9 protein-coding genes and 1 pseudogene are annotated in these 11,808 nt (G+C 64.4%); 5 read left to right on the top strand and 5 right to left on the bottom strand.

From position 1 onward, the window contains the following. Nucleotides 1–101 precede the first annotated feature (101 nt). The 4 genes from ACZ6O0_RS16360 to ACZ6O0_RS16375 all read left to right on the top strand — a co-directional run bounded on the left by ACZ6O0_RS16360 (nucleotide 102) and on the right by ACZ6O0_RS16375 (nucleotide 6,124). Entirely contained in the window at nucleotides 102–908 is an 807-nt protein-coding gene (locus ACZ6O0_RS16360; RefSeq protein WP_465765735.1) for a DUF6338 family protein, read from the top strand. Between the two features lie 271 nt (nucleotides 909–1,179). Beyond that, the gene (locus tag ACZ6O0_RS16365) at nucleotides 1,180–2,466 is read left to right on the top strand and encodes an ISL3 family transposase (protein WP_465766418.1); all 1,287 of its coding nucleotides are present in this window, start codon (nucleotides 1,180–1,182) and stop codon (nucleotides 2,464–2,466) included. A 981-nt stretch (nucleotides 2,467–3,447) separates the two neighbouring features. Beyond that, a complete protein-coding gene (locus ACZ6O0_RS16370; protein WP_465765736.1) occupies nucleotides 3,448–3,666 on the top strand; it encodes a hypothetical protein in 219 nt (72 codons plus the stop codon). Nucleotides 3,667–4,558: 892 nt separating this feature from the next. Then, nucleotides 4,559–6,124 (top strand): ATP-dependent nuclease, encoded by a 1,566-nt coding sequence (locus ACZ6O0_RS16375; protein ID WP_465765737.1) that lies wholly within the window; start codon nucleotides 4,559–4,561, stop codon nucleotides 6,122–6,124. Between the two features lie 22 nt (nucleotides 6,125–6,146). Here the strand turns inward: ACZ6O0_RS16375 and ACZ6O0_RS16380 are convergent, their stop codons facing one another. After that, nucleotides 6,147–7,004: an HNH endonuclease signature motif containing protein gene (locus tag ACZ6O0_RS16380; RefSeq protein WP_465765738.1), complete on the bottom strand. Its 858-nt coding sequence runs from the start codon at nucleotides 7,002–7,004 to the stop codon at nucleotides 6,147–6,149. After that, complete coding sequence (locus ACZ6O0_RS16385) at nucleotides 7,004–8,509, bottom strand: AAA family ATPase (protein WP_465765739.1); 1,506 nt, start codon at nucleotides 8,507–8,509, stop codon at nucleotides 7,004–7,006. Before ACZ6O0_RS16385 ends, ACZ6O0_RS16380 begins: the two co-directional genes overlap by 1 nt. Nucleotides 8,510–8,623: 114 nt before the next feature. On the opposite strand from ACZ6O0_RS16385, the gene ACZ6O0_RS16390 reads away from it, so the two are divergent. Continuing rightward, entirely contained in the window at nucleotides 8,624–8,911 is a 288-nt protein-coding gene (locus ACZ6O0_RS16390) for a hypothetical protein (RefSeq protein ID WP_465765740.1), read from the top strand. A gap of 133 nt (nucleotides 8,912–9,044) precedes the next feature. Here the strand turns inward: ACZ6O0_RS16390 and ACZ6O0_RS16395 are convergent, their stop codons facing one another. The 3 genes and pseudogenes from ACZ6O0_RS16395 to ACZ6O0_RS16405 all read right to left on the bottom strand — a co-directional run. Further along, nucleotides 9,045–10,226 carry a nucleotidyl transferase AbiEii/AbiGii toxin family protein gene (locus ACZ6O0_RS16395; protein ID WP_465765741.1) on the bottom strand — a complete coding sequence of 394 codons (1,182 nt, stop codon included), beginning with the start codon at nucleotides 10,224–10,226 and terminating at the stop codon, nucleotides 9,045–9,047. Beyond that, nucleotides 10,223–10,786 carry a type IV toxin-antitoxin system AbiEi family antitoxin domain-containing protein gene (locus tag ACZ6O0_RS16400; protein WP_465766437.1) on the bottom strand — a complete coding sequence of 188 codons (564 nt, stop codon included), beginning with the start codon at nucleotides 10,784–10,786 and terminating at the stop codon, nucleotides 10,223–10,225. The genes ACZ6O0_RS16395 and ACZ6O0_RS16400 overlap by 4 nt, the downstream gene beginning before the upstream one ends. A gap of 69 nt (nucleotides 10,787–10,855) precedes the next feature. Continuing rightward, nucleotides 10,856–11,029 (bottom strand): annotated as a pseudogene (locus ACZ6O0_RS16405) (hypothetical protein); the annotation flags it as partial. Between the last annotated feature and the right edge of the window lie 779 nt (nucleotides 11,030–11,808).

An 11,808-nucleotide genomic window follows, 5' to 3' on the forward strand; every position in this document is an offset into this window, starting at 1 on the left:
GCAGACCTCCCGCCGAACGAATGCCGGGCGCCGCTGCGCCTCATGCACATGACTTCTCCGACAGAATGGTCAATGCTATATGTGTCAGACTGGAGGTCGATGTGCCGAACACACTCACCGGCGTCCTGATATTCGTCGCACTCTTGCTGCCCGGTTTCGCCTACCAGGTCGGCAGGGAGCGCCGCGGTACCAATCGCCGCATTTCGGCCTTTCGGGAGACGGCGGCAGTGGTCGCCGTGAGCGTAGCCACGGACCTCTTTGTCGTCACAGTGACCTCGCCGATCTGGTCTCGCCATATCGACATCGAGAAGCTAATCCGTACTCCGAAGGTCTACATCAGCCAGCACGCGAATCTACTGGGATGGTGGAGCGTCAGCCTCTTGACACTGGCCACAGCCCTTGCCTATGCATCGACGCTACTTCGCGGGGCGACTGCCCCGCGTTTGGCCGGTCGGCTTGCGGGGCGCTACCCGAGAATCACGAAGCCGGTGAGTTGGGTGTTCGGCCAGCTCACACGTACGCATCCGTCGACCGCATCAGTGTGGTGGATCGTCTTCAGCGATGTCCCGGCAGACGAACAGACGTTTGTCGCACTCGAGCTCGACGACGGCTCATACGTCGAGGGCTATCTTGACTCGTTCAATCTTGACTCGAATGACAGCCCTGACCGAGACATACTCCTTCGCGCTCCAATCAGGCACCGAGCCGCTGGTAGCCAGCATGTCCGCGATAACAAGTCGTCGATGGTCGTGATCTCCGCTCGCCGGATCGTGACTATGTTCGTCACGCAGGTGCGAGCATCGACTACTTCTCCGACTTCCTCGACTTCTTCGACTTCTTCGACTGCGTCGGCGGGTTCGGCGGCTCCGGCGGGGGAGGTGGTGTCAGCCGGGCCAGGGGCCGCCTAGTGTGCTCGTGTGTTGCACTCATGTCAGGACCCCCTGTTGCAATCTCGCATGACGTAGGTATCTGCGTGAACCTAACCAGACTAGTACTCGGCCAGAGACCCGCATAGCGTCTGTGCAGCAAGCGGGTGAACGGGCTCTTCGCAGTTGAGGGTGTCGAGGCTGGCGGCGCGTCGTTGCCGGGGTAGGGGGCGAGGTCTTCCGAAGATGAAGGTTCCTACACGCCTCATCCAGAAGACCTCGACGTCCTGACACTACCTTCGCTTGCCCGGATCTGACCACGTTCACACGCCTTGACGAGCTCGGTCTCGAAGTCGTCGGCCAGCGGCTTGAGCCGAACCGTGCCGTGCTGGCCTGCCGGGTGGTCGAGCCCGACGCCGCTGATGGCTGGTGCCGGCGCTGCGGATGCGAAGGCGTACCCCGCGACACCGTGGTCAGGCAGTTGGCGCACGAGCCGCTCGGCTGGCGTCCCACCACGCTGCTGGTGACGATCCGCCGGTACCGGTGCACCGGGTGCGGGCACGTGTGGCGCCAAGACACCAGCCGCGCTGCGGAACCACGGGCGAAGCTGTCGCGCCGTGGGCTGCGGTGGGCGCTGGAAGGGATCGTGTGTCAGCACCTGACCGTGGCTCGTGTCGCCGAAGGCCTCGCGGTGTCGTGGAACACTGCCAACGACGCGGTCCTTGCCGAAGGCAAACGCGTCCTCATCGAGGATCCCGGCCGGTTCGACGGCGTGAACGTCATCGGCGTGGACGAGCACGTGTGGCGACACACCCGCCGTGGCGACCAGTACGTCACCGTCATCATCGACCTGACTCCGATTCGCGACGGCACCGGGCCGGCCCGGCTGCTCGACATGGTCGAGGGCCGCTCCAAGCAGGTCTTCAAGACCTGGCTCGCCGAACGAGCCGAGTCCTGGCGCGAGCGGGTCGAGGTGGTCGCGATGGACGGGTTCACAGGCTTCAAGACCGCGGCTGCCGAAGAGTTGCCGGATGCGGTCGCGGTCATGGATCCCTTCCACGTAGTGCGGCTGGCCGGCGACGCCCTCGATGAATGCCGCCGCCGCGTCCAGCAAGCCACCCACGGCCACCGGGGCCGCAAACACGACCCGCTCTACTCGGCGCGCCGGATGCTGCACACCGGCGCCGGCCTGCTCGCCGGCAAGCAGGCCCAGCGGCTGACCGACCTGTTCGCGGCCGATGAGCACGTCGAGGTCGACGCGACCTGGGGGATCTACCAGCGCATGATCGCCGCATACCGCGAACCCGACCGCCGCCGCGACCGGGAGCTGATGCAGCAGCTCATCGACTCGGTCAGCCACGGCGTGCCCGCCGCGCTCGTCGAAGTCATCACACTCGGCCGGACCCTGAAGAAACGTGCCGCCGACGTCCTGGACTACTTCGACCACCCAGGAACGTCCAACGGACCGACCGAGGCCATCAACGGCCGCCTCGAACACCTCCGAGGATCCGCACTCGGCTTCCGCAACCTGACCAACTACATCGCCAGATCCCTGCTCGAGACCGGCGGCTTCAGACCGCAACTACACCCTCGATCGTGAAGAGCCGGTGAACGCCTCTCAACAGTACGGCCGGGCAAGCCTGCAGGTTGCACACAGTTTCGGCCGTAGCCCGGCCGCTGCCAGCTACGAACCCATGCCTTACCCCATCGGAATGGATGAGTAGGAACGAGTCCTTCAAGCAAGCACGAGGTGGGCTGCATCCTTCGTTTGCCCAGGTCATGGGGAGGACGGGGGGTGACAACGAGCATCACCGGCTCGTCTTGAAAGGGAATCAGCGGGTTCGGGGTTCGAGTCCCTGGCGGCGCACAACAGCCCAGGTCACGCAAGTGCCCTGGGCTTCTTCATGTCCGGCGCGCACTCTTTACGCACTCATTTGCTTCGCAAGCCGATTCCGCCTCAGGCCGCCCCGATCCTGAGCTACTTCACCTGATCGTGACTGTGTGTCACATCACAACGCTTCGCATCGTTGTCCAGATCGCGGATCCTCCATCACGCTCGCCGTTGAGCTGCCAACCACCACACCGGTTGGAGGCATGACACGGCGAGACCGCCACTGCAGCTCGGATCGTGGGGAAAGATCTCCACCTGGGTCGCCGAAACCGGCGCCAACGGAAAACCCTCAACCACAAGTCGCAGGCCAAGTTCCGCGACCACGACGGCCACGTCCGGCCGGTCTCCGCCTACGGCAAGACCAAGACCGCCGCCGAGCGCGCCCTCCTCAAGAAGCTCCAGGACCGCGCCAAACACCAGCCAGTCCGGCGAGCTCACCGCCCTCCACAAGATCAACCACCTCCTCGACCTCTGGGAGAAGAGATTCGAGGCCCAGATCGCCGACGGCAAACGCTCCCCCGCCTCCCTCGACACCTACTGCCGCAACCTGAAGCACCACGTCCGCCCCGCCATCGGCGAACTCCGCATCGGCGAAGCCACCACCCACGCCTCGACACCGTCCTAACCAAAATCAAGACCACCGCCGGCGACGCCACCGCCAAGACCTGCCGCGCCATCGTCTCCGGCGCCATGAAGCTTGCAGTCCGCTACGGAGCCATCTCCGTCAACCCGGTCCGCGAGGTCGACACCATCGAAGCTCCACCCAAGAATCCACCTCGCGCCCTGACCGGCGAGGAGGGCACCCTACTCCGCAGGAGCCTGGCAGCAGACGAGCGCGCGGTGGAGGCCGACCAACCTGATCTGGTCGGCTTCATGCTCGGCACCGGCGTCCGCGTCGGCGAATCCTAGCCTCCCCTGGCACCAGGTCGACATCGACGCAGGCACAGTCGAAATCACCCACACCATCGCCCGCATCAGGGGCGAAGGCTCATCCGCAAGGCCACCAAATCGAGAGCCGGCGAACGCCTCCTCCACCTCGCCTACTAGGCCCTAGCCATCCTCCGCGCCCGCCACGCCGCTGGCATCCGCCTCGACGACCCGATATTCGCGAACACTCGCGGACCGGACGGCGCCTCAGGGCCTCCGGAACTGCGGCGACCTGGCCCGCCGAGGATCGACGCGTCGCGAAACCCGCCAGCGCTTAGACACACCCAAGTAGATCGCGCACCCGAGCACGCCCATTCCGATCGCCGCATTCAAGATCGTTGCATCTGTCCCGGCATCGATAACGCGCCCCGCAGATCCACGACACCCCGCGGATCGTCGCAACCATCGGCCCTGGCAACGGAGAAGCCGTGTCTGCTGTGGCAAGTCAGGTTTCGTCAGAACGGCGACCACTGGACCGTCATCTACCGCTGGCCCGACGACTCCCTCCCCCTTCATAGTGCCGACGAGGACACCGTCACCCTGCCCACCACCCACGTTCGAGAGTCCGTCGAACTCGCTTACGTCGCCACCCACCAAACGAGCGCACACCTCCATGAACCCCGCCCAGAACCCACCACGCAAGACGTCCTCGAAGCCGTCCTCAACAACCCCGGTGTCAAGCAATCCGTCCACGAGGTCATGCACCAAGAACTCGACGCCGGCACTCGCCAACGCCACCTCCGCCTCGCACAACGGATCACCGGCCAGTCGACCATGCCGCTCGACGAACCACGGACACTCACACCTGTAACGGCTGTAGACAGCTGCCGATAAAGTCCATCCGGAGAAGGATCGCCATGACCAATCGGGGGAAGTGAACTTGATCATCAGCTCGGTAACCATCGATTCGTACCGTTCGATCGACAGCTCCGGAACGCTCGAACTCGGACCGGTCACGGTGCTGATCGGACGCAACAATTCGGGCAAGTCGGCGCTGTTGAGGGCGATGTACCTGGCACAGGGCGGAGCACAGTTCCAGGCCGGAGATCGACGCCTGCGCAGTCCTCAGCCACCGCGCGTCGACATGGTCCTTGGAACCTCGCCCGCCCAACCCGTGGTCGACGCATACTTTTTTGACCAGCCTCCGGGCACATTCCCGGCAGACATGACGATCACAGTCAAAGGCGTTGACCCTCAGCGCTTCACGGTCTCGCTCGCCTGGAACAGCGGCCAGGCGGAACGGAGTGTCGACCCCTTGTCAGCCGAGCGGCCGGACCAGCTCTTCGTTCCGGTCTTCTCCCGACGCAAGGTCGGCGCCTACGACGCGAGCGTCGATGCGGCCCGATCGAGGAGCGTCGGCATGACCGACCACAATCTGACCGCGTGGCTCAACTCGCTGTCGAGCGACCACCCCGAGGGGCGGCGATTTCGGAAGCTTGTGGAGCGCGTCCTTGGCGAGGGGACTTCCATCGGCACCTTCCTCACCGAGCACGGCCAGCAGCCCGGCCTTCCGCTCAGTCAGTACGAGGGCGTCGCGCTCGATCGGATGGGCGAGGGTGTCAGCGGTGTGATCACGATCCTTGCCGAGCTCGCGAACCCGGGCCGCAGGGTGCTGCTGCTGGAGGAACCCGAGAACGACCTCCATCCCGAAGCCCTGCACGAACTCCTCGATGTCATCCTCGAGGCCGTCGCCGAGCACGACTGCCAGGTCGTCGTCTCGACGCACAGCGACGTCGTACTCAGAACGCTCGGCTCAACCCCCGGCGCAGTCGTCTACCAAGCATCTCTCTCACCCTCGAACGACGGAGTGCCGACCACCACCTACACGCGCCTCAGCAGCGCGATCGAGCGCCGCGAGGCACTGGCCGACCTCGGGTACGACGTGACCGCCCCGGTCGGCTGGCTGATCTTCGAGGAAAGCACGGCCGAACGGTTCTTCCGCGAAATCCTGATCCCTGAGTTCGCGCCGAAACTCGCCGGTTTCCGCCTGCTCGCCGCGAGCGGCACCACCAAGGTGCAACGGATGTTCGAGGATCTGCGACGGTTCATGCTGTTCGTTCAGAAGTCCGACGACCCAGAGCCCGAGCCCGGCGCCTGGGTACTCGTCGACGGCGACGACTCCGGCCGCCAAGCTGTCGAGAAGCTGGCATCGACGTTCCGACGACGGTGGCCGGCCGATCGTTTCATCGCGTTCCAGGAGCCGGTCATCGAAAACTACTATCCGAGCCACTTCAAAGACCGCGTCGCCGCCATCGAGACCGCTCGATCCCGCGGTGCCGGCTGGAAGGAACAAACCGAGCTGAAAGGCCAACTCGTCGAAGATGTCTGCGCATGGTTCCACAGCGCCGACGGTTCACCAGCCGACGTCCGAGCAGCTGCCGGGGAGCTGATCGACATCCTCCAAACGATCGCTTCGAGACACGTGGATCTGTACAAATAGTCGCCGACCAGCCTCCGCCAGCTCAGCGGTTGGCGATCCTCCGGAACCCGCCTGAGCAGTACCAGACGTTGTCGGCGGCTGCTTCGTAGAGGGCGGTCATCCAGGAGTTGTTTCGGGGTCTCGTTCGCCAGCGCGCCATGTCGAGCAGGTGGGCTTGGACGTCCCCGGCACCGCCTGCATCGAACGTAGTCTCGAGCTGGCCGGCGATCCCGACTAGCTCGTCCGCCGACTGGTCCTCGTAGACCTTGGCGAGTTCGAACACCTCGAAATGATGCTGCACTCGGGACGTCAGCAGCGGGCTCCAGGAGCTCGGTGGACTCACGAAGTACTCGACGTACCAGTTCGGCAGGTCGACGACGAGGCGTGCTCTGAGCCAACGGTCGTCGTCGATGTCGTCGAAGTAGGGGTGGAGAGTCTGCTCGCCGTACGAGGTCGGGGCTCGCTCCCCCTTGATGTAGTTGCAGTCGGCACAGACCGGCAGCAGATTGCTCGGAGCAACCGCGAGATACGAGTAGACGGCCTTCGGAAGATGATGATCGATCTGCCGCACCCGCCCAACACCGCACAGTGGGCACTTGACGACTGCGTTGCGTACGGCGTCCCGAACCTCCCGCCCGGGCTTGTCCGGCGCCATACGTTGCTCGTACATGTTGACGAGGTCCTTGGCATCTGATGTGCGAGCCTTCGGCGGGTTGAACTTCTCGCGATCCAGTAGGTGCAGCGACGCCGTGCGGCAGGCTTCCTCGTAACGCTCGGTGGCGGCGACCACCGGATCCTCGTAGTACTGAAGAATCCTCAGCTTGGCAGAACTGATCTGGTCGCTGATGCACAGGCTGAAGACATCCCGCACCTCGAGCTGCGGGCGTTCGACGTGCCACATCAGCGCTGCTGCCGAAAATGACGAGCGGCCGCGCGCGCCAGCGCATGACCCTCGGCGCCGAGGTTTCCCCGGAACGCCAAGACGATCTCCTCATAGGAGAGACCTTCGTCAGCCAGGTCCTGAATGAGCTGATGGAAACCAGACCGCCGAACCTCCAGGCCGAAGATCTCCCGGGTGATCACCCCGACGTTCTCCCCGAACGTCTCGATCTCCGGATGATCGACCCGAACGTCGTCCCCCACTCGGCGCAACGCCCAGACAGCGCTGCGAGGTGTCTCCTGCAACACCACCGGAGAATGAGTCGCGATGACAGCCAGCCCATTGCGATCGAGCAGCAGATCGGACAACGCCCGGAGCAGCGCCGACAGAAGCGGCGGATGCAAGTGGGCTTCCGGCTCGTCGACGAGCACCAGCGTCCGTTCAACCGTGTTCTGAACCAGGCACGCGAGCGTGAGCAACACGATCTTGTGACCCGAGCTGAGGCTATTGAAGAGATCAACCACAGCGAGGCTCGGCAGCTCACCAGTTCGGAGGTACTCGTCACCCGCGAGGTCCCGAATGCGCGCGTCACTGAACAGCGCATCGGTTGCCTCCAGGGTCGCGAGCGCGGCGGCCCATCGCTCACGCCGGGCGGCAGTGCCGGTCAGACAGTCCTGGACAGCAGCCTCGAAGTCCGCAGCAAGGTCCGAGTATCTCTTGGTCCCCCCGCCGGTCGGCTGCTTCAAGCCTATGTAGGTGTAGTTGACGTCTGCGCTGGGCCGACGCGGCTGTTGTGGGTCGAACGCGCTGAATGAGACCGTCACCAGGTTCGTAAAGGGATGTCGCAGGTAGGTGCGACGGTCCTCCAGTCGGCTCTTCGGAGGAGGGAAGTGTGTGGGAGCCAGCACCGTCGTAGCCAGCCTCTCGAGCAGCCTCGTCTTGCCGACTCCGTTGCTGCCGATGAGCGCGTGCATGTTGTTCGGCGGCTTCGCGGCCGGATCGACGGCGAAGTCGAGGATCACCGGCGGACCATCATCATCCGGCTCCTGCTGATACCGAATGTCGAATGCCGACTGGGTCGGTCCACCGTGAGCGATGCGATGCAACTGCTGCCGCACGGTCTCGGGCAGGAGGTCGCGCAGGAGCGAGATTTCCATCGCAGGTTGGCGCAGGGCCTGCTCGAAGATCCGCAGATCGTAGGCCGAGTCACGGAGCGCGGTGAGGACCTCCATCCGAGTCTGCTCGGACAACTCGTCCCGCAACCTCGCGTAATAGTTCTCGTCGGTCCCCAGAGAGAAGTAGCCGGCGCCCAACCGATCGAACGTGCCAGGTATCGACACCGGCCCCTGCTCAAGCCCGTACGAAGCAATCCGCACGCTACCGATACGAACCTGCACCGTGCCATTGCTGCACCACAGCCAGAACTGCGTGCGGAACCCGAAATCGTTCCAGTTGTCGCTGACCAGGTAGGCGCCCGGCGCACTTCTGGGCGGCTCTTCTCGCGGCGGCAATATCGTAAACAACACTCGCCAACCCTACCGAGGTCCATCGGACAGGCCATGCAACCGGACGCTCTCGCCAGGACTCGTGCCGTGACATTCGGCGGCGGCGCCGTTCCTGCACTACTGGCGGAAGGCGACTTGAGTTCCAGCGACGACATCCGGTGGATCTACACCGACGCCGGTCTCTCCGGCCCCAAGAAGCGGGATCGGATCCTCGCGTACCTCTACGCACTGGAGGAGCACGGCGTACCCGTCGCTGTCGAGGCACTGATCGCGGCCGACGAACGGTACCTCGCCGGGTACTTCTTCAGCGGCCTGGCTGTCCCTGGCGGACGCTCTTACTTGCCGGTGACAAGGACGCCGCCGCAGAGGCCTGCCGACAGGCCGCCGGAACGGCGACGGCCAGTCAGCCGCCGGCGACGGTGATTCTGGGCGCACACGACGGACCGGTGCGCGACCTACCGACGCAAGCCAAGACGCTACTCGGTGCGACGAGCAGACAGTCGCCCTGGAAGCGACCATCTACGAGAGTTGCCGACGGCAAGCATTCGCACTCCGGCTAGAACTCGACCCTGAAGACCGGCGCAAACGACTCACTCGTGGGGCGGACGCCTGCAATGCGATCGAGTCGATAGCTGCGCAGTTGCCCCCGGTCATTCACGACGAAGAGGACGAAGTTGCCGTCGCGCGTGCGGCGGAATGAGTACGGGGCGACGCGCCGTGAGCCCCAGCGACCGTTCTCGGCGCGATAGTCGATATCGACCGTCAGCCTGTTCGCTCCGGCGTACCGGATGAGCTCCAAGGGAACGCCTCGACGCCATGTTGTGATCGCGGATGGGGCGCTCCAACTCGGGTCGGTGTCCGTGAACTGTGCACGCGGCAGCAGGGCTCTGGGGCGGGCACCCTCAAGCCAGCCGAAAACGTCACCGAGCGTGTTCCAGAAGTCTTCGAACGGCGGGAGTGGTCGCGGGAGCTGGTGGCCGAGCATGTTCTCCCATTCGGACTCGATCTCCGCGCGAAACCTTGTCTCGCGGATAGTCTCCAAAGTGGGTTCCGTGATTCCAGCGTGCTCACATTTGCCGCGTAGCACGTCTCGGACTGCCGATGCGCGTCCGACAAGATCCGGGTGCCGATGGAGGTGCACAACGTCGTAGAGGTCTCGAGGTCGGCACCGTTCAGCGAGTGCCCTGAGCTTCTCTCCGAACAGCTCGTCGATGGGATAGCAGGAGACCCCGTCGACGGGGAGTGGGTGGTCACTGTAGGGATGGCCGATGGGCCGGAGGATCGGCGATTGCGTCAGTACTTCGTCGCTGGTGATGTCGACCTTGACCTTCGGGAGCGTCCCCCGCGTCACATTCGGGCCGCGATACGCGATCCTGCCCTGGGTCGTGAAATGTCCGCGGCGGTTCCTTCGGCGCTGAAACGGCCGCTCGCCGAGTACGAGTTCGATACCTGACTCCTCGCGAATCCAGTCGGCTATCTCGGTGAAGATGGGCTGAAGATCCTCGACCTCTTCAGGCCCGCCGTCGATCACGGTGAAGTCGAGGTCCTCGGAGAACCTGAAGGTCTCGTAGTAGCACTTGCGCAGGCAGGTCCCGCCTTTGAAGATCCACGTCCGGGCAAGCTCAACATGTTGGGCGACGCCTGCCAATAGCCATCCCAGCACGTAGTCCTTCTCGATGACTCCGATGTCGAGCGACCACTCACCTCGCAGTCCGTCGAGCTCTCGACGGGAGATCATGCCGGTTCCTCCGCGCCGACGGTGACGTTGATGCGGAGTCCCCAGCGCGTGTTGGCGCGACCTCCGGGTGGGCCGCTGGGGTCGAGCACTGAGATCCCCGCAGATAGTCGCTCACGGCACGCGTTGAGGATCGTGGGGAGATCCCTGCGCAGAGCTTCGATGCTGTACCCCAATCTCTTGAACAGGGTCTTGTTGTCGAGCCTGTCGCCATAGGCGATCAGCGTGGCGGGGTCATGCTCATCGAGGTAGGCCGCGAGAATCTCGGCGCCGTGTCTCATTCCGCCCCCAAGCCTGGGAGCATCCAGGATGTCAACGACGGTGCGGGCGGGGTCGGCGAAACGCAGTCGAGATTCATGTCTCCATTGACTCTTCATGCCCCAGCGCATGTCGGCGTCATTGGTCGAGCTGATCAGGTAGTCGTGGTCAAGCAGCCGAACATGGGATGCGCGCACGCGAGAGGTGGTCTTCAAGATGGTGGTTCGGAAGACCTGGTCGCTCAGCGCCCACTCGTTCGCCGCAGTCCATCCTGTGAAATAGCAGGGCCACACCTCAGCCGCCACGACTAGGGGATCCTCCGACCACGAAGCAGGGTGAGTCGCCTCAACGGGGACTCCGATGTAAAGGCCACGGCGAACGCGTCGGAGCCAACCCTGGGCGGCCCACCGGGAGAGCTTCCTTGCCGCCTCATCTGCGCTGACGTCCAAGGCAGCAGTCACCTGCTCTGACCTGACAAAGCGTCGGCCGCCGGACAGCACGGCTGCCAGTTCCGCACGTCCTCTCGAACTGATCCCGGATTGTGACATCGGTAAGCCAGCAACTCTCGCGTGAGGGGAAGTACAGGGGTCATGTTGATAGTACAGTCCTGAGCCAATAACTCGCGCGACACCGTCCTTAGTGGTGCACGAGTGTCACTGGGAAAGCAGGACTCGCGTACCCCGTGCAGGGAGGGCCAGGCTCAGATCGCGCCGAGATCTGAGCCTCCAAGCTTCCTCGGCAGCGCGTTCGCAGGCTTGGGCGCGGGTACAGCGGATGAGCATGTCTATGCGGGTCCAGCCGGCCATCGCCATCAGGCTGGATTCCGAGCCGCTGGCGGCCAGCCAGCGGTGGGCGGCCGTGTGCCACTGTCGGAGGGGGCGGAAGGTTTCTCGACTCGCCTGTTCAGGGGGCGAATCAGGCCGATCTCGCTGTAGTCGCTGCGCCTGTCGCCTAGCCAGAGGGCGCGACCGGAGGCGAGGCGGTGTTCCTCGCGAACGGCGAGGTAGCGCTCAATGGCGAGCGCAGCGCCGGGGTCGATCGGGATGATGCGGCCGCGTCCGCCCTGGCCTGCCGGATGGTGACGAGCCCGGCATCGAGGTTGAGGTCGTCGACTTCGAGCACGATCACCCTTACCAGACCGGATGGCGGTCTCCAGCATGAGGCGGATGATCCCCTCGTCCCGGCGATGGTCCGGCGGCTCACACAGTCGCGGTCCCGTCACCTTCCGTTGGTGAGGTGCACATATAGATTCAGTGCGCGGAGCTCGTCGTCGATGAGAGGGTCGACGATCGACATCAGGACGTTCGGTGCTTGACGCCGGGGAGCG

Source organism: Kribbella sp. NPDC048837 (assembly GCF_055586945.1).